The sequence below is a fragment of the Paraburkholderia sp. SUR17 genome (assembly GCF_029536165.1).
Taxonomy (GTDB): Bacteria; Pseudomonadota; Gammaproteobacteria; order Burkholderiales; family Burkholderiaceae; genus Paraburkholderia; species Paraburkholderia kururiensis.
This window is the reverse complement of sequence record NZ_CP120508.1, coordinates 1,997,089-2,015,812: the sequence shown is the minus strand read 5'-3', so window position 1 is coordinate 2,015,812 and position 18,724 is coordinate 1,997,089. Positions and strand designations below refer to the sequence as shown.

15 protein-coding genes are annotated in these 18,724 nt (G+C 66.5%); 12 read left to right on the top strand and 3 right to left on the bottom strand.

All coding sequences use genetic code 11. The features are described from left to right. Positions 1-8 precede the first annotated feature (8 nt). The gene (locus P2869_RS08860; RefSeq protein WP_026121236.1) at positions 9-914 is read right to left on the bottom strand and encodes an endonuclease/exonuclease/phosphatase family protein; all 906 of its coding nucleotides are present in this window, start codon (positions 912-914) and stop codon (positions 9-11) included. Positions 915-1,191: 277 nt separating this feature from the next. Here P2869_RS08860 and rlmD point away from each other — a divergent pair, with 277 nt between their 5' ends. Beyond that, on the top strand, positions 1,192-2,496 hold the full coding sequence (gene rlmD / locus P2869_RS08855) for a 23S rRNA (uracil(1939)-C(5))-methyltransferase RlmD (protein ID WP_277598087.1): 1,305 nt from the start codon (positions 1,192-1,194) through the stop codon (positions 2,494-2,496). A 119-nt stretch (positions 2,497-2,615) separates the two neighbouring features. Here the strand turns inward: rlmD and P2869_RS08850 are convergent, their stop codons facing one another. Next, on the bottom strand, positions 2,616-3,437 hold the full coding sequence (locus tag P2869_RS08850; RefSeq protein ID WP_199540176.1) for an outer membrane protein assembly factor BamD: 822 nt from the start codon (positions 3,435-3,437) through the stop codon (positions 2,616-2,618). A gap of 163 nt (positions 3,438-3,600) precedes the next feature. Here P2869_RS08850 and P2869_RS08845 point away from each other — a divergent pair, with 163 nt between their 5' ends. From P2869_RS08845 to P2869_RS08795, 11 genes are all read left to right on the top strand, one after another. Then, on the top strand, positions 3,601-4,890 hold the full coding sequence (locus P2869_RS08845) for an RluA family pseudouridine synthase (protein ID WP_017773763.1): 1,290 nt from the start codon (positions 3,601-3,603) through the stop codon (positions 4,888-4,890). Then, entirely contained in the window at positions 4,887-5,753 is an 867-nt protein-coding gene (gene pgeF / locus P2869_RS08840; RefSeq protein WP_277596238.1) for a peptidoglycan editing factor PgeF, read from the top strand. The genes P2869_RS08845 and pgeF overlap by 4 nt, the downstream gene beginning before the upstream one ends. A 657-nt stretch (positions 5,754-6,410) precedes the next feature. Then, the gene (gene phaC / locus P2869_RS08835) at positions 6,411-8,357 is read left to right on the top strand and encodes a class I poly(R)-hydroxyalkanoic acid synthase (protein ID WP_277598086.1); all 1,947 of its coding nucleotides are present in this window, start codon (positions 6,411-6,413) and stop codon (positions 8,355-8,357) included. A gap of 94 nt (positions 8,358-8,451) precedes the next feature. Then, the gene (locus tag P2869_RS08830) at positions 8,452-9,633 is read left to right on the top strand and encodes an acetyl-CoA C-acetyltransferase (protein ID WP_199539980.1); all 1,182 of its coding nucleotides are present in this window, start codon (positions 8,452-8,454) and stop codon (positions 9,631-9,633) included. Positions 9,634-9,804: 171 nt separating this feature from the next. After that, entirely contained in the window at positions 9,805-10,545 is a 741-nt protein-coding gene (locus P2869_RS08825) for a 3-ketoacyl-ACP reductase (RefSeq protein WP_026121238.1), read from the top strand. Between the two features lie 130 nt (positions 10,546-10,675). Next, positions 10,676-11,317 (top strand): polyhydroxyalkanoate synthesis repressor PhaR, encoded by a 642-nt coding sequence (gene phaR / locus P2869_RS08820; RefSeq protein WP_277596237.1) that lies wholly within the window; start codon positions 10,676-10,678, stop codon positions 11,315-11,317. A gap of 350 nt (positions 11,318-11,667) precedes the next feature. After that, on the top strand, positions 11,668-13,071 hold the full coding sequence (gene rimO, locus P2869_RS08815) for a 30S ribosomal protein S12 methylthiotransferase RimO (protein ID WP_017773770.1): 1,404 nt from the start codon (positions 11,668-11,670) through the stop codon (positions 13,069-13,071). Positions 13,072-13,074: 3 nt separating this feature from the next. Next, entirely contained in the window at positions 13,075-14,028 is a 954-nt protein-coding gene (locus P2869_RS08810) for a sugar kinase (protein WP_126877344.1), read from the top strand. Between the two features lie 52 nt (positions 14,029-14,080). Continuing rightward, the gene (bktB, locus tag P2869_RS08805; protein ID WP_277596236.1) at positions 14,081-15,265 is read left to right on the top strand and encodes a beta-ketothiolase BktB; all 1,185 of its coding nucleotides are present in this window, start codon (positions 14,081-14,083) and stop codon (positions 15,263-15,265) included. A gap of 160 nt (positions 15,266-15,425) precedes the next feature. Continuing rightward, positions 15,426-16,166, top strand: a complete 741-nt coding sequence (locus P2869_RS08800; protein ID WP_277598085.1) for a hypothetical protein — start codon at positions 15,426-15,428, stop codon at positions 16,164-16,166. A 249-nt stretch (positions 16,167-16,415) separates the two neighbouring features. Beyond that, positions 16,416-17,606 carry a cystathionine beta-lyase gene (locus tag P2869_RS08795; RefSeq protein ID WP_277596235.1) on the top strand — a complete coding sequence of 397 codons (1,191 nt, stop codon included), beginning with the start codon at positions 16,416-16,418 and terminating at the stop codon, positions 17,604-17,606. A 186-nt stretch (positions 17,607-17,792) separates the two neighbouring features. Here P2869_RS08795 and serB read toward each other — a convergent pair whose 3' ends face one another. Next, positions 17,793-18,632: a phosphoserine phosphatase SerB gene (serB, locus tag P2869_RS08790; RefSeq protein WP_277596234.1), complete on the bottom strand. Its 840-nt coding sequence runs from the start codon at positions 18,630-18,632 to the stop codon at positions 17,793-17,795. Positions 18,633-18,724 lie beyond the last annotated feature (92 nt).

Genomic DNA, 18,724 nt, shown 5'->3' with positions numbered 1-18,724 from the left:
CAGTCCCGTCAATCCATTTCCAGCACGACCGGCTGATGGTCGGACGCGCGCGTCGCGCCGTCGATTTCGCAGCGCCTCAGCCGGTCACGCAGATCTTCCGTGACGAATACGAAGTCGCAGGCAATCGGCCCATCGCTCCACTGCGCCTTGTCGTAAACGCCGGCCGTGGGCGGCGGCGTCAAGCCCGGGTGCAGCGTGGTCCACGCGTCGATGAAGGAAGGGCTGCCCGCCAGCGGCGCGAGCATGCGCTGATACGCCTCGCTGCCGAAATCGCTGTTGAAGTCGCCGCAGATAACTGCGCTCGCGGGCCGGCTGGTGGGCGCGAACGGTCCCTCGGCATTTTCGGCGGGAGCGGGATGGGCCGCGTGGCCCGCGGCTTCCAGTTGCAGCCTCCGCAGCTCGTCGACCTGCGCCACGCGCTGCTGCATCGAATAGAACTCGAGATGCGTGACGAGCACGCGCACCGGGCCGAGATCCGGCGTGCGGATGATGGCCTCCAGCGCGACGCGCTGCATGGACGGCGCAGCTGGGTCGGGAGGCCAGGGCAGCGAATGGCGGATCACGTGCTCGACCGGCAGCCGCGTGGCAATGGCGTTGCCGAATTGCCGCCGGCGCGGGTGGGCCGCGGCGGAGCCCAGGTCAGCGACAGAACCCGAACTGCCGGAGCCGGCCGGCAACGCCGGAAGATCGGCGCCGATCGCATCGAGCACCGTGAAGCCCGGGAGCAACGCAGCGAGTTCGGCGAACTGGTCGTCGCCGGGATGGCCGGGCAGCGCGCCGAAGCCGCGCGTCACCTCCTGCATGCAGAACACGTCGAAGTCCACGAGGCGCCGTGCCTCGGCCACGGTCCGCGCGAGGTCGACCTTGCCGTCGGCGTCGCGTCCCCATTGGACATTCCAGCTGATCAGTCGCATCGTCATCTCCCGGTACGGTTGGTTGCGGTGCCGCGCTGCCGACGGATCGGGACTGCGCGGGCGCGCGGTCCACATCGTCTACAATCTCGCCTTTGCCGCGCTGTTGTCCGTTTTTCACCGGCTGGCGTGCCAGCCATTGTCTGCCAGGAATTCGCAGGTGTCCCAAGCTGCTTCCACCCGTCGCTCCAGAAAAGAAAAGACCGCCGCCGGTGGCGCCCAGGGCGCGTCGCCGCAAACCGCGTTTCAGGCGCCGACCCTCGAAATCGAGTCGCTCGACATGGAGGCGCGCGGCGTGGGCCGCACCGTGACCGACGACGGCCAGCCCGGCAAGGTGATCTTCGTCGAAGGCGCGCTGCCGGGCGAGCGCGTCACGTACTCCAGTTATCGCAAGAAGCCGAGCTTCGAGCAGGCCCAGGTGGTCGACGTGCTGCGCGAAAGCGTGACGCGCACCGTGCCGCAGTGCAAATTCTTCGGCACCTGCGGCGGCTGTTCGATGCAGCATCTCGACGTGCGGGCACAGATTGCCGTGAAGCAGCGGGTGCTCGAAGACAACCTTCAGCATCTCGCGAAGCTGCGCGCCGAAACCATGTTCCGGCCCATCCACGGCCCGTCGTGGGGCTACCGCTATCGCGCGCGGCTCACCGTGCGCAACGTGCCGAAGAAGGGCGGCGTGCTGGTGGGTTTTCACGAGCGCAAGAGCAGCTATGTCGCCGACATGACGAGCTGCGAAGTGCTGCCGCCTCACGTTTCAGCAATGCTCGTGCCGCTGCGGCATCTTGTGGAGGGGCTGTCGATCAAGGAACGCATGCCGCAGATCGAACTCGCGGTGGGCTCCAGCGTGACGGCGCTGGTGCTGCGCATTCTCGAGCCGATCAACGCCGCCGACGAGGCGCTGCTGCGCGCGTTTGCCGACGAGCACAACGTACAGTTCTGGCTGCAGCCGAAGGGACCGGACACCGTTTTCCCGTTCTATCCGCTCGATGCGCAGCTCGATTACACGCTGCCGGAGTTCGGCATCCGCATGCCGTTCAAGCCGACCGATTTCACGCAGGTGAATCACCAGATCAACCGTGTGCTGGTGGGCCGTGCGTTGCGGCTGCTGGCGCCCGCTGCAAGCGACCGGGTGCTCGATCTCTTCTGCGGCATCGGCAACTTCACGCTGCCGCTCGCGCGACTCGCGCGCGAGGTGGTGGGTATCGAAGGCAGCGAGGCGCTGACCACGCGTGCGCTTGCCAACGCGAAAGAGAACGGTGTGGACGGGCACACGTCGTTCGCGTGCCGCAACCTGTTCGAGGTGAGCGCCGACGACATGCGCGCGCTGGGACATTTCGACAAGTTCCTCGTCGATCCGCCGCGCGAAGGGGCGCTTGCGGTGTCCAAGGCACTCGCGGAGATCGCGCAGTCGGGCGACGGTCCGCTGCCGTCGCGCATCGTCTACGTGTCGTGCAATCCCGCCACGCTCGCGCGCGACGCGGGTCTGCTCGTGCACGAAGCCGGCTACCGGCTCAAGGGCGCGGGCGTGGTGAACATGTTCCCGCATACCTCGCACGTCGAGTCGATCGCGCTGTTCGAGCGGGACTGAAGGGGATTAAGCGGGCGGTCGTGCTTGCGGTCCGCCGCAAGCGCAACCCGGGCTGTAAAGAAAAACGCCACGGCGCAATGCCGTGGCGTTTTTGTTTTGAGAACAGCGATGCGGTCAGATCAGAACTGCCACCAGGATTTCGCCTTGGTGGGCCGCGCGTGTCCGGTGACGTACGGGCTGTCCGGGAACGTGGAGGCCAGCACGCGCTTCGTATCGTCCGCAAGCTGCGGCTCGTTGAGCTTCTGATACGACAGCATCATGATGTGCAGCGCGTCTTCGATAGCGGGCGCATTGCGATACTCCTTGATCGCCAGCTGCGCGCGGTTGATGGCGGCCACATAGGCGCCGCGCCGATAGTAGTAGTCGGCGGCGTGCACTTCGTGCGAGGCGAGCGCGTTCACGATGTAGCGCATGCGCTGCGCCGCATCCGGTGCGTACTTGCTGTTAGGGTAGCGGTCCACCACGGTCTTGAACGCGTCATACGACTCGCGCAGCGACTTCGGATCGCGCTCGCTCATGTCCTGGCCGGAGAAGCGGCCGAACAGACCGAGGTCGTCGTTGAAGTGGATCATGCCCTTCAGGTAGTACGCGTAGGCGATGTCGGGGTGATCCGGATGCAGCCGGATGAAGCGGTCGACGGCGTCGTCGGCGGCGGCCGTTTCGCCGTCCTTCCAGTTGCAGTACGCCACATTGATCTGCGCCTGCTGGGCGAAGTGGCCGAACGGGTCGCGACCTTCAAGCAGTTCGAAGTACTTCGCGCACTTGCCCCAGTCGCTGCCGGAGAGCGCGTCCTGGGCCTCCGTATATAATTTGTTGTTCGGCCAGGCCGCTGTCTCGTCGGTTTTTTCCGGCAGACCATGGCAGGCTGCCACGATGGCCAGCGCCGCGGCGCAAACCGCGTACTTCACGATGCCGCGAGCCGTGCGCGAGCCCGACCGGATCGTTCCTTCGGCCGCTTCCTGCGCTTCATGTTGGGCCCCGCAATGTGCCGCGAGTCGCGCCGCTTGCTGGTCAGTGACCCGTGCGGCGCGTGGGCCGGATGGAGTAGTGGTGTTCAAGGCTCGCATTTTCCAGTTCAGCTTCAGGTCCAGTCGACCCAACTCAATGACCCGTTCAGATCCTCGGGACGCCGCAGCAGCCGGCGCCAAAAACAGCAGCGATTATAGCCTGGGCGGCTCGCCCGACGACGCAGTTGCAGGCGAGCCGCTCGACGACGAACTGGAGAGCGACGAACTCGCGCTTTCCGGCCGCGGAGCGGACGTCGGCGCCGAGGTCCCACAACGCGACGCGGCCGCGCCGCGCGTGGCCGAGGTGCCGCCTCAACTGGCCGGTGAGCGACTCGACAAGGTGGTCGCCAAAGTCTTCCCGGAATTTTCGCGCAGCCGCCTGCAGGCGTGGATCGAGGCGCAGCGTGTGCGCGTGAACGGAGCGCCCGCAAAGATCCGCCAGCCGGTGCCGCTTGGCGCGACGATCGAACTCGTGCCCGACCTCTTGCCCGAGCAACTGGCGTTCACGCCGGAGCCGGTGCCGCTCGAGATTGTCTATGAGGACGACACGCTCGTCGTGATCGACAAGCCGGCCGGGCTCGTCGTGCATCCCGCCGCGGGCAACTGGAGCGGCACCGTGCTCAACGGCCTGCTGCATCGCTATGGCGAGGCGGCGGCGGGGCTGCCACGAGCGGGCATCGTGCACCGGCTCGACAAGGAAACATCGGGCCTGATGGTCGTGGCGCGCACGCTCGAGGCGCAGACCGATCTCGTGCGCCAGTTGCAGGCGCGCACAGTGAAGCGCCGTTATCTCGCGCTCGTGTGGGGCAACATGCCCGAGGAAGGCACCATCGACGCGCCCATTGGACGCGATCCGCGCGAACGCACGCGCATGGCGGTCGTGGCGGGGGCTTCGGGCAAGCCGGCGCGCACGCATTTTCGGCTGGTCGACTCGACGGTCTGGCAGGGTCAGCCCGTCAGCGCGATTCACTGCGATCTGGAGACGGGCCGCACGCACCAGATTCGCGTGCATTGCGCGCACGTCGGTCATCCGCTGCTGGGCGACCCCGTGTACGGACGCGCGCGCGGCAAGCGTTCCGTCACGCCGTTGCCTGGTGGTTTCGCTCGTCAGGCGCTGCACGCGTGGCAGCTCGGCCTCGTGCATCCGCGTACCGGCCGACCCATGCGCTGGCGCGCCGAGGTGCCGCAAGACATGCAGGAACTGATCGCAGCGCTCGGCTTCGGCGCCGAGGACGCAGCTCACGGTTTTGCGGAAGAAGACCTGTACGAAGACGATTCGTACGAACAAGACGCAGACGAAGACACGTACGCAGACGAACCCTATGACGATACCGACGAAGGCGGCTACGATCCGTCTTCCGACGAAGACAAGGACCCTCGCGCATGACCGTGCCTGATCTGACACTCGCCGACGTGCTCCAACCCGGCTGGACCGTCTCGCCGCGCGTGCGCGCATGCGTGACGACACGCAACGGCGGTGTGAGCGAGCCGCCCTACGGCCGCTGGCGCGATGGCGCCGACGGGCCCGGCGGCCTGAACCTCGGCACACATACCGGCGACGATCTCGCGCACGTCGAGGTCAACCGCGCGCGTCTCGTCGCGCTCGCTGGCGCGCGGCCCGCATGGCTCGAACAGGTACACGGCAGCGAGGTGGTGCAGGCGGAAGACGCGCTCTCCGCGCTGGACACGGACGGTACGCCGCTGCGCGCCGATGCGAGCGTGACCGCCAGGGCAGGCGTGGCCTGCGTAGTGATGGTTGCCGATTGCATGCCGGTGCTGATCTGCGATCCGGCAGGACGTGCCGTGGGTGCCGCGCATGCGGGCTGGCGCGGGCTTGCTGCGGGCGTGATCGAAAAGACCGCTGCACGCGTGGCCGCGCAGGCCGGTTGTGCGGTCGAGTCGCTTCAGGTTTATCTCGGCCCCGCCATTGGTCCGGCCGCGTTCGAAGTCGGCGCAGACGTGCGTGACGTCTTCATGAACAGCTTGCCCGATGTGGACGAGTCGCGACAGGCGAGAACGTCGTCTGCCATCGCGGCCGGAACGGCGAGTGCGTTCGTCGCGCATCCGCATACGCGCGACAAATATCTGGCCAACCTGCCGGCGCTTGCGCGTTTGCGCCTGAATGCAATCGGCATTGAATCGATTGCAGGCGGCGACCACTGCACAGTCACCGATCGCGAGCACTTCTATTCTTACCGGCGCGATCGCGTAACGGGACGCATGGCGGCCATGATCTGGCTCAACGATTGAAGGGTGACATGCGGGGTGACGTGCGGCATGACCGTGCGATCAATTCGCCGCCGCGCGAGCAAATGCGGGACGCGCGGATGAATGGATACTGCGCGAGTCATTGACGTATCGCGGCTGCAATCACGTATGGCGGCTGCAATCGCACGACGAATGCACGAGGCGCGAGCGAACCGGTTACGCAGATGCCGCATGTCGAATGCAGCATCTGCGCAGAAGCCGTCGCACGCCATGTTCTGCGCGGCACCGCACATATCGGCATGTTCGCGACATCCTGTCTCAGCGCGGCAGTCGCAAGAGGCCGCCCCGCATGGCTTCGCCGTCCCTTTGCCGTCCCATTACGCATCGTGCGCGTGCGCGAATTGCTGCGCAGCATAACGGATGGGGGAAAACGATAATAAAAAAAATATCGCACTGCGGCAAAATCGGGACCAAGCATTGACATGGCTTTTGGTGGGGAGCAAGAATGTTTCCCATCCACGGGACAGGGCGTCGAGGTCGCGAGCAATCGGCCCGTGCGCATGCAACCTGCCTCTCAACCCGTCCTTCGGGGCACACCGGTCAACAGCAGGTATGGCTGCATCACGAGATTCCTCCGCTTCCTCGCGTAACAACGCTTCGGCGCACAGCACGCAGCAAACCTCGCCGGACGCTGCCGGCATGCAGCAGATGTTCGATGCCTGGCTCAATGCCTGGCGTTCGCTCGCGAATGCTGCCACTCAACAGGTGCAGGAAGGCGCCGCGGTTGCGGCGAATGCGGCACGCCATGGCGCCGCCGGTGCCCATGGTGCAAATGGTGCCGGTAAGAACGAAAGCGCAGGTGCGGCGTCCGCGTGGCCTTGGTGGCCGCTCGGCGCACCGGGCGCGGCTGGGGCATTCAACGCGGGCGCTATGCCTTCGATGCCGGCCATGCCGCCGATGCCCGACTTCACCAAGGCTGCCGCATCGTTCGCGTCTTCGCCGTTCTCCGCATTGCAGGCGTTGAAACTGCCCACGGCATCCATTGCGCCCGAGCGTTTGCAGTCGCTCCAATCCGACTATTCGCGCGAGGCGATGCAACTGCTGCAACAGGCAGCCGACACGGCCCAGACCCCGCCCGAACTCAAAGATCGCCGCTTCTCGGCCGACGCATGGAAGACAACGCCGGCCTATGCATTCACGGCCGCGTGGTATCTGCTCAACGCACGCTATCTGCATGAGCTGGTCGATGCGCTTCAGACCGACGCGAAGACGCGCGAGCGCATTCGCTTCGCCGTGCAGCAATGGACCGCCGCCGCTTCGCCCAGCAACTTCCTCGCACTCAACCCCGAAGCGCAAAAGACGCTGCTCGAGAGTCACGGCGAGAGCTTGCGTCAGGGCGTGATGAATCTGCTCGCCGACCTGCAGCGCGGCAAGATTTCGCAGACCGACGAGTCGCGCTTCGTGGTCGGCAAGAATCTTGCGAATACGGAAGGCTCGGTCGTATTCGAGAACGACCTGATGCAGCTGATCCAATACAAGCCGCGTACGTCGTCGGTGCGCGAGCGGCCGCTGCTCATCGTGCCGCCGTGTATCAACAAGTTCTACATTCTCGATCTGCAGCCCGAGAATTCGCTCGTCGCGTACGCGCTGGAGTCGGGCCACCAGGTCTATCTGGTTTCGTGGCGCAATGCGGACGCGTCGATTGCGCACAAGAGCTGGGACCACTACGTGGAAGAGGGGGTGCTCACCGCGATCGAAACGGTGCGCAGCATCAGCGGGCGCGAGCAGATCAATACGCTCGGCTTCTGCGTGGGCGGCACGTTGCTCGCTGCGGCGCTCGCCGTGGCCGCTGCGCGCGGCGAACATCCGGCCGCCTCGATGACGCTGCTCACCGCGATGCTCGACTTCTCGGACACCGGCGTGCTCGACGTGTTCGTCGACGAGGCGCACGTGCAGATGCGCGAGCAGACCATCGGCGGCAAGGACGGCGCGATGCCGGGCCTGATGCGCGGCGTCGAATTCGCGAACACGTTCTCGTTCCTGCGTCCGAACGATCTCGTATGGAACTACGTGGTCGACAACTATCTCAAAGGGCGCACCCCGGCACCGTTCGACCTGCTGTACTGGAACAGCGATTCGACGAACCTGCCGGGCCCGATGTACGTGTGGTACCTGCGCAATACGTATCTCGAGAACCGGCTACGCGAGCCGGGCGCGCTCACCGTCTGCGGCGAGCCGGTCGACCTCTCGCGCATCGACGTGCCCACTTTCATCTACGGTTCGCGCGAAGATCACATCGTGCCCTGGCGCACGGCGTACGCCTCGGTGCCGCTCCTTACGGGGCCGCTGCGATTCGTGCTCGGTGCGTCGGGCCACATTGCGGGCGTGATCAATCCGCCTTCGAAAAACAAGCGCAGTTATTGGACTGTGCGCGGGACTGTGCGCGGCGACGGCAAGCATCTGCCGGAAGACGCCGACGCATGGTTCGAGGCGGCGGAGGAAGTGCCCGGCAGCTGGTGGCCCGAATGGGTGAGTTGGCTCGACCAGTACGCGGGACGCAAGATCAAGGCGCGCACGCAGCCCGGCTCGGCGGAGTTTCCCGAGATCGAGCCGGCGCCAGGACGCTACGTGCTGCAGCGCGACTGAAGCGCACGGCGTATCGGCCATTCGCCTGGCCGGACGGATTTTTAACTCGAAGGGCTCGCGCCGCCCGGCGCACTGATGCCCGAAGGAACCTGAAATGACTGATGTCGTGATCGTATCGGCCGCCCGCACGGCGGTGGGCAAATTCGGTGGCTCGCTCGCGAAGATCGCAGCGCCGGAACTGGGCTCGAAGGTGATCGTCGCCGCGCTCGAGCGCGCGGGCGTGAAGCCCGAGCAGGTAAGCGAAGTGATCATGGGCCAGGTGCTCGCAGCGGGCAGCGGCCAGAACCCGGCTCGCCAGTCGTCGATCAAGGCGGGCCTGCCCACGGCCGTGCCGGCCATGACCATCAACAAGGTGTGCGGCTCGGGCCTGAAGGCCGTGATGCTCGCGGCCAACGCGATCATCGCGGGCGACGCCGAGATCGTGGTCGCGGGCGGCCAGGAGAACATGAGCGCGGCGCCCCACGTGCTGCCGGGCTCGCGCGACGGCTTTCGCATGGGCGACGCGAAGCTCGTCGACACCATGATCGTGGACGGCCTGTGGGACGTCTACAACCAGTACCACATGGGTGTGACGGCCGAAAACGTCGCGAAGGAATACAACATCACGCGCGAAGAGCAGGACGCGTTCGCGGCGCTCTCGCAGAACAAGGCCGAAGCCGCGCAAAAGGCCGGCCGCTTCGACGACGAGATCGTGCCCGTCGAGATCCCGCAACGCAAGGGCGAACCGCTGCGCTTTGCCACCGACGAGTTCGTGCGGCACGGCGTGACCGCCGAATCGCTGGCAGGTCTCAAGCCCGCATTCAGCAAGGAAGGCACGGTGACGGCCGCGAACGCCTCAGGCATCAACGACGGCGCCGCGGCGGTCGTGGTGATGTCGGCGAAGAAGGCCGAAGCGCTGGGCCTCACGCCGCTCGCACGCATCAAGGCGTACGCGAATGCGGGCGTCGACCCGAAGGTGATGGGCATGGGCCCGGTGCCGGCCTCGCGCCGCTGTCTCGAACGCGCAGGCTGGTCGGTGCAGGACCTCGACCTCATGGAGATCAACGAAGCGTTCGCTGCGCAGGCGCTCGCCGTGCACAAGCAAATGGGCTGGGATACGTCGAAGGTGAACGTGAACGGCGGCGCCATCGCGATCGGTCACCCGATCGGCGCGTCGGGCTGCCGGATTCTCGTCACGTTGCTGCACGAAATGCAGAAGCGCGACGCGAAGCGCGGCCTGGCCTCGCTGTGCATCGGCGGCGGCATGGGCGTCGCGCTGGCTGTCGAGCGCGTGTAATGCCGCATTGATTCACCGGCGCTACGCCGCCGCGCACGGTGCGGCGGCGTAGCGTGCAGCAGCGTGTAGGAGCGGGTAGGCGCAGCATCCGAGGTCAGCAGGAGGAGCGGTAGAGGGGCGAGGCATGGGGCCGCCAGTCGGTGCCCCGAAAACGATAACGGAGCGTGGTTTATGTCACAACGAATTGCATATGTAACGGGCGGCATGGGCGGCATTGGCACGAGCATCTGCCAGCGCCTGCACAAGCAGGGTTTCAGGGTGATTGCCGGATGCGGTCCGAAGTCGCCGCGCCGCGTGAAATGGCTCGAAGACCAGAAGGCGCTCGGCTACGATTTCGTCGCGTCGGAAGGTAACGTTGGGGACTGGGAGTCCACGCGCGAAGCGTTCGACAAGGTGAAGGCCGAAGTGGGCGAGGTCGACGTACTCGTCAACAATGCGGGCATCACGCGTGACGTCGTGTTCCGCAAGATGACGCACGAAGACTGGACGGCGGTGATCGACACCAACCTCACGAGTCTCTTCAACGTGACCAAGCAGGTGATCGACGGCATGGTGGAGCGCGGCTGGGGACGCATCATCAACATCTCGTCGGTCAACGGGCAGAAGGGGCAGTTCGGCCAGACCAACTATTCCACCGCGAAGGCTGGCATTCACGGCTTCACGATGGCGCTTGCCCAGGAAGTGGCGACCAAGGGCGTGACCGTCAATACCGTGTCGCCGGGCTACATCGGCACCGACATGGTCAAGTCGATCCGTCCCGACGTGCTGGAGAAGATCGTCGCCACGATTCCGGTGCGCCGTCTCGGCTCGCCGGACGAGATTGCATCGATCGTCGGGTGGCTGGCGTCGGACGAGTCGGGCTTTGCGACCGGCGCGGACTTCTCGCTGAACGGCGGTCTGCACATGGGCTGATCCTGCCGGCGCCCGGTGCTGCAAGGGCGCCCACGGATCAGAAGAAGGTTGGCGGCGCGATGTTCGCGCACGGATGGCCGTGCGCCGGGCGGGCGCCGTTTCTGCGCTGTTACGCGCGAAAGGGCGATACATGACGACTACAAAGAAGAGCGCCGAACGACTGATCAAGAAGTATCCCAACCGTCGGCTGTATGACACTGAAACGAGCACGTACATCACGCTGACCGACGTCAAGCAGCTCGTGCTCGACCAGGAGGATTTCAAGGTCATCGACGCGAAGACGAATGAGGACCTGACGCGCAGCATCCTGCTGCAGATCATCCTCGAGGAGGAGAGCGGCGGGCTGCCGATGTTCTCGTCGTCCATGCTCTCGCAGATCATCCGTTTTTACGGCCATGCGATGCAGGGCATGATGGGCACGTACCTGGAGAAGAACATTCAGGCGTTCATCGACATCCAGAACAAGCTCGCCGACCAGTCGAAGAACCTGTACGAAGGCAACGCGATGAACCCGGAGGTCTGGTCCCAGTTCATGAACATGCAGGCGCCGATGATGCAGGGCATGATGACGAGCTACATCGAGCAGTCGAAGAACATGTTCGTGCAGATGCAGGAGCAGATGCAGAACCAGGCGAAGACGATGTTCAGCAGCTTCCCGTTCAAGCAGCCGGGGGGCGCCCCGGGCGCGGGCGGCAGCAGCGGTTCCGCTTCGCCTTCGGCCGGAGCGGCGCGCGGCGAGCCGAATCCGGACAAGGAACCGGAGAGCAAGTAAAGGTGAACCGCGGCGAACCGCGGCAAACGGCGGCAAACATGGTGGCTTTCGGTCTGAAGGCAGACCGAAAGCCGCCGCACATAGCCGTGAGCCGCTGCGTTGCGCCGGGGCAAGCGTGGCCCGCGCAACGCAGTCGATTCCGTTGCGACCGAAGCGGCGGGCGCTGCTACACAAGGCGCGCCCAGCGCCTCTCGCACCGAACCAGCCGGGCGCCTCCCACAGCCCCGCGCGGTACAATACGCGGTTACGCGCCGGCGCCCGCCGCGCGCGAGGAACTCCGCGAGGCGGCGCATGCGTGACCGTGTGCGACTGTCTCGCCGCCATTGTCGTCATTGCGCCGGACCTCTCTTATGCCGCCCAGCCTTTCCCCCGCTTCATCCAGCGATTCCGCCCAGCCCGCCGTCCCCAAAGTAGGCTTCGTCAGCCTGGGGTGCCCCAAGGCCCTCGTCGATTCCGAACAGATCATCACCCAGTTGCGTGCCGAGGGGTACGAGATTTCGGGCACCTACGACGGCGCCGACCTCGTCGTCGTCAACACCTGCGGCTTCATTGACGAGGCGGTGCAGGAAAGCCTCGACGCCATCGGCGAAGCGCTCACCGAAAACGGCAAGGTGATCGTGACCGGGTGCCTGGGCGCAAAGAAGAGCGCGAGCGGCACGGGTCTCATCGAGGAAGTGCATCCGAAGGTGCTGGCCGTGACGGGCCCGCATGCCGTGGGCGAGGTGATGCAGGCCGTGCACAGCCATTTGCCCAAGCCGCACGACCCGTTCGTCGACCTGGTGCCGGCGGCGGGCGTCAAGCTCACCCCGCGCCACTACGCCTACCTCAAGATCTCCGAAGGCTGCAATCATCGCTGCACCTTCTGCATCATTCCGTCGATGCGCGGCGACCTCGTCTCGCGCCCCGTCGCGGAAGTCATGCTCGAAGCCGAGAACCTGTTTCGCTCCGGCGTGAAGGAACTGCTCGTCATCTCGCAGGACACGAGCGCCTATGGCGTCGACGTGAAATACCGCACGGGTTTCTGGAACGGCCGACCGCTCAAGACGCGCATGACCGAGCTGGTGGGCGCGCTCGGCGAACTGGCCGCGCAGTACGGCGCGTGGGTGCGGCTGCACTATGTCTACCCGTATCCGCACGTCGACGAAATCATTCCGATGATGGCCGAAGGGCCGCTCAAGGGCCACGTGCTGCCGTATCTCGACGTGCCGTTCCAGCACGCGCACCCCGAGGTGTTGAAGCGCATGAAGCGGCCCGCCAACGCCGAAAAGACGCTCGAGCGCGTGCAGGCCTGGCGCAAGGTGTGCCCGGAGCTCACCGTCCGCAGCACGTTCATCGCGGGCTTTCCCGGTGAGACCGAGGAGCAGTTCGAAACGCTGCTCGACTTTATCCGCGAAGCCGAACTGGACCGCGTGGGCTGCTTCGCCTACTCGCCGGTGGAAGGCGCGAGCGCGAACGAGCTGGACGGCGCCTTGCCAGACGACGTGCGCGAAGCACGCCGCGCGCGCTTCATGGAAGTGGCCGAAGCCGTGTCGGCCAGACGCATTCAGCGCAAGGTCGGCAAGACGCTGAAGGTGCTCGTGGACGAAGTGAACGCCGACGGCGGCATTGGCCGCACGGCCGCGGATGCGCCCGAGATCGACGGCGTGGTCTACGTGGCGCCGCCTTCGAAGCCCTCGAAGCGCTACAAGGTGGGCGATTTCGTTTCCGTGAAGATCACGGGCGCGGACGGCCACGACCTGTGGGGCGAGGTCTGAGCCATGGCATCCACGGGTCCGGCAGCTTCCACAGGTCACGGCACACCGCAGATCCTCGCGCTCGGCGAGGCGATGATCGAGTTCAACCAGGTGTCCCCGAACGCGCCTGAGTACCTGCAGGGTTTCGGCGGCGACACGTCGAACTTCTGCATTGCGGCCGCGCGCCAGGGCGCCGCGACGGGCTTCGTGTCCGCCGTGGGCAGCGATCATTTCGGGCGTCTGCTGCTCGATCTGTGGCAGCGCGAAGGTGTCGATACGTCGTATGTACGCACCGACGGCGGCGCCTCCACGGGCGTGTACTTCGTCTCGCACGGGCCGTCGGGCCATGAGTTCGACTATCTGCGCGCGGGTTCGGCGGCGAGCCGTTACGCGCCGCGGGACCTGCCGCTCGATGCGATCGCGGCTGCCCAGGTCGTGCACCTCTCCGGCATCAGTCTCGCGATCAGCGTGTCCGCGTGCGACGCTGCGCTGGCCGCCATCGACCATGCGCGGGCGAACGGCGTGCGCGTGAGTTTCGATACGAACCTGCGGCTCAAGCTCTGGCCGCTCGCGCGGGCGCGCGCCGTGATGCTCGAAGCGATCCGGCAAACGGACATCTGCCTGCCGAGCTGGGACGACGTGACCGCGCTCACCGGACTCACGGGCCGCGACGAGATCGTGGACTTTCTGCTCGCCCACGGGCCGCGCGTGGTAGCGCTCAAGCTGGGACGCGACGGCGCCTACGTCGCGACGCCGGACGAGCGCCGCGTCGTGCCGGGCCACGTCGTGGACGCGGTGGATGCCACGGGCGCCGGCGACTGCTTCGGCGGCGCCTTCGTGGCGCGCCTCGTAGCGGGCGACGACCCGTTCGCCGCGGCGCGCTACGCGAACGTGGCGGCCGCACTCTCCACTCGGGGCTTCGGTGCCGTCGCGCCCATTCCGCTACGCGAGACGGTCGAACGCGCGCTCGCAGGTTGAGCGATACCTTCTCAGCGCTTACACATTCGCAGCACAAAAAGGGAGACAGACCATGCAACGGGAAGTCGTAGTGGCAAGCGGTGTGCGCACCGCCATCGGCGATTTTGGCGGCAGCCTCAAGGACTTTGCGCCCACCGATCTCGGCGCGCGCGTGGTGCGCGAAGTGCTCTCGCGCGCGCAGGTGTCGGGCGACGAGGTGGGCCATGTGGTGTTCGGCAACGTCGTGCACACCGAAGCGAAGGACATGTACCTCGCGCGCGTGGCCGCGCTCAACGGCGGCGTCGCGCAGCACGTGCCGGCGCTCACGGTGAACCGGCTCTGCGGCTCGGGTCTGCAGGCCATCGTCTCGGCGGCTCAGAGCATCCTGCTCGGCGATGCGGACATCGCGATCGGCGGCGGCGCCGAGAGCATGAGCCGCGCGCCGTATTCGATGCCGGCGGCGCGATTCGGCCAGCGCATGGGCGACGCGCGTCTGGTCGACATGATGGTGGGCGCGCTCAACGACCCGTTCCAGTCGGTGCATATGGGCGTGACGGCGGAGAACGTGGCGCGCAAGTACGGCATCACGCGCGAGGCGCAGGACGCGCTCGCGCTCGAATCGCACCGCCGCGCGGCACGCGCCATCGCGAACGGCTACTTCAAGGACCAGATCCTGCCGATCGCGATGGCGACGAAGAAGGGCGAGACCGTCTTCGACACCGACGAACACGTGCGCGCCGAGGCGTCGCCGGAGGACTTCACGAAGTTGAGGCCGGTGTTTGCGAAGGAGGACGGCACGGTGACAGCGGGCAACGCGTCGGGCATCAACGACGCGGCCGCGGCCGTCGTGCTGATGTCCGCCGACGTCGCGCAGCAGCGCGGCGTGAAGCCGCTCGCGCGCCTCGTCGCTTACGCGCACGCGGGCGTCGATCCCGCCTACATGGGCATCGGCCCCGTGCCGGCTTCGCGCAAGGCGCTCGAACGCGCGGGCCTCACGGTGGGTGACCTCGACGTGATCGAAGCGAACGAGGCCTTCGCGGCGCAGGCCTGCGCGGTCAGCAACGAACTCGGCTTCGATCCCGCGAAGGTGAACCCGAACGGCTCCGGCATTTCGCTGGGGCATCCCATCGGCGCGACGGGCGCGCTGATCACGGTGAAGGCGTTGTACGAGCTGCAGCGCATCGGCGGCCGCTACGCGCTCGTGACGATGTGCATCGGCGGCGGGCAGGGCATTGCGGCCGTGTTCGAACGGATCTGAATACGCGGCACGCCGGCAAGCGATGGGCAAGGCGCGGCAGCCGCAAGGAAGAGGGCTGATGGAAGGATTGCAGGCAACGAGGTTGGGCAACATGGGAATCGCCGACCGGCTGGCGAGGTTCGCGACCGTTGCACGGAGTGCGGCGGGCGAGTGCGATGCGATGAGCGCGACCGGCTCGAAGGGAGCCGGGTCGGGCCGCGTCAGGTCGGGCAGCGCCAGGGCCGGCCGCTTGAAGTCTGGCCACGCCAGGGCCTTCGCATTGACCTTCGCGCTGCTCGCGGCCACCCTGAGCGCTAGCGTGCCGCTCGCCGCGCAAGCGCAAAGCGACGCCGTCAAGGAACTCGCCGCGCCGCCGCCCATCCAGTTGCCGCTCAAGCCCAGCCCGGAATTCGCGAAGTTCCCGCGCTACACAGGCACGCTCGGCAAGCGTGCCATCGTGCTGCGGCTCGGACCGAAGACCGACGATCCTTCCGGCGTGCACGGCGAGTATCAGTTCACCGACACGGGCGAAGTCATCCTGATTGCCGGCGACCGCGAAGGCGACACGCTGGAAGTCGAGGAGTCGAACGACGGCACGCACATCACCGGCAACTGGGTCGGCAAGTTCGGGCCGGACGGCGTGCTGCAAGGCGATCGCATGAACGTCGACGATTCGGACCCGCAACCGTTCGACCTGCATCCGCTGGCGGCGGGACAACCGGTGCCGGCCGGGGCTGCCCAGCCCGCGGCGCAAGTGCAGGGGCAAGTGCAGGGGCAAGTGCAGGGCCCAGCCCAGGCGGCGGCTGCACCGTCCCAGCCCGCGGCGCAGCCGCCGGTGGGTGCGGCGGCGGCCTCGTCGTCGGCGCCTGCTGCCGGCGCGCATGCCGTGGGCGGCGTGAGCAATCTCACCATCGGCGATTGATCGCGCACCGATGGTCCTCCAGGGTAAGCATTGCGCGGCCGGGTACTGCGCGCGGTGCTGTCCCGCTGACAGCATCCACGTCGCGGCCGCATTGGCGGCACCTTGCACATGGCACCTTGCACATGGCACCTTGCGCACCGCGACCTCGGCTAATCTTCAGTCTACGCAGCGCGCGCCGGGCATCGGTCATTCAGTCCGCTCGCGCCGCTACCATCCTCATCCAATAACGTTCCCGTCGCGCTCGCTGCCATGACCCAACCGCCTTCCAAGCCGAACCGCCGCCTCCAGACCCGCATCGTGCGCGCCGAAGACCAGCTCACGCCGGGCTTCGAGTCATTCGCCGTGCCCGTCACGAGGGCATCCACCGTCGTCTTTCCCGATCTCGCCACCTTGCGGGCGCTCGACTGGCGTAACGACGCGCAGTGGCGCTACGGCCTGCACGCCACGCCCACCTCGCTCACGCTCGCACAGCGGCTTGCCGCGATCGAGGGCGGCAATCACGCGCTGCTCCAGCCCTCGGGGCTCTCGGCCATCTCGAACGTGTACTTCGGCATCGTGAAGGCGGGTGACGACGTGCTCATTCCCGACAACGTCTACTCGCCGAACCGCGACCACGCCGAGTGGCTCGCGCACGACTTCGGTCTCACGGCGCGCTACTACGATCCGATGATCGGTGCGGGCATTGCCGGGTTGATCCGCCCGGAAACGAAGCTCATCTGGCTGGAGGCGCCGGGCTCGGTCACGATGGAAGTGCCCGACGTGCAGGCCATCACCACCGTCGCGCGCGCACGCAACGTGATCACCGCGATCGACAACACCTGGTCGGCCGGCCTCGCGTTCCGTCCGTTCGAACACGGCGTGGATATTTCGGTGCAGGCGCTCACGAAGTACCAGTCGGGCGGCGGCGACGTGCTGATGGGCGCCACCATCACCGCGGACAAGGAACTGCACCTGAAGCTCAAGCTCGCGCGCATGCGCATGGGCATCGGCGTGTCGTCGGACGATTGCTCGCTGATCCTGCGCAGCCTGCCCAGTATGAAGGTGCGTTTCGAGCAGCACGACCGCAGCGCGCTCGCGCTCGCGAAGTGGCTGAAGACGCGCAGCGAGATTGCCGCCGTGCTGCACCCCGCGCTGTCCGACTGCCCCGGCCACGAATTTTTCGCGCGCGACTTCAGCGGCGCGGGCGGCCTCTTTTCGGTGGTGTTCGACGAGCGCTACACGCCCGCGCAGATCGACACGTTCTGCGAATCGCTGGAGCTGTTCTCGCTCGGCTGGAGCTGGGGCGGCGCGCACAGTCTGGCCATGCCGTACGACGTGGCGTCGATGCGCAGCGCGAGCCGCTGGCCGTATCGCGGCACGCTGGTGCGCTTCTACGTGGGACTCGAGGACGAGGCCGATCTGCAGGCCGATATCGAACGCTGTCTCGCGGCGCTCGATTAACCTGGGTCAGCCTGGGTCAGGCTGGATGAGCCTGGATCGGCCTCGGCTAGCGAAGGCGTTGCGGCCTTGCTGGTCGCCGCCTTATGCGGCAACGGCAACCGGCAACGCGGCCAATGTCGTGTGACGAGGTGAGTCGGGGGCGGCGATGTCAGGCAGCAAACATGAGCCGCCACGCCGCCCGCCATTTCAGAACAGGCGCAACAGCCCGTCGAGGCCAACGAAGTTGAAGGCCACGCTGGCGGCCTCGCGCACCACGGGCTTGGCGCGGAACGCCACCGAAAGTCCGGCCGCCGCCATCATCTTGAGGTCGTTCGAGCCGTCGCCCATCGCAATGGCGCGGCGCGGGTCGATGCCCATTTCCTTGCAGGTTTCGAGCAGCGTGCGCGCCTTCACGTCGGCATTCACGATCTCGCCCACCACCTTGCCCGTGAGCTTGCCGTCCACGATTTCGAGCGTATTGGCGCGCGTGTAGTCGAGGCCGAGCCGCGCCTTGAGCCGTTCCGTGAAGAACGTGAAGCCGCCCGACACCAGCAGTGTTTTCAGACCCGCGGCCTTCGCGCCGGCCAGCATGCGTTCGGCGCCGGGCGAAAGGCGCAGCCGCTCTTCGTAGACGCGCCCGAGCACGTTCGCGTCGAGCCCCGCGAGCAGGGCGACGCGGCGCGTCAGACTTTCGTTGAAGTCCTGAATCTCGCCGCGCATCGCGGCTTCCGTAATCGCCGACACCTCGGCCTTCAGCCCGCAGAAATCCGCAATCTCGTCGATGCATTCGATCGTGATGAGCGTGGAGTCCATGTCCATGGTCACGAGCCCGAAGTCCGCGAGCGAGCGGCCCGGCTCCACGAAGGCGTAGTCGAGCGCGTGGGTGGTGCAATAGACATCGAGGTCGGGACGCTGCGCCGGATCGGCGTCTTCGATACGAATGGCGTGCGCGTCGATTTCGACGGCGCGGCGGCCGCGTGCCAACGCGACGAGCGGTTTCTGGTGGGCCGGGTTGAACGGCGACGAGGCCTGGATGACGAGATTCATGGGCTATGCAGCAGCGCGCGAGGCGGGATAGTCGGAGAAGAAGGGGCGCGGAAAATCCGGCTATTGTAACGGTTCGGGGCGGGCGATCCGGT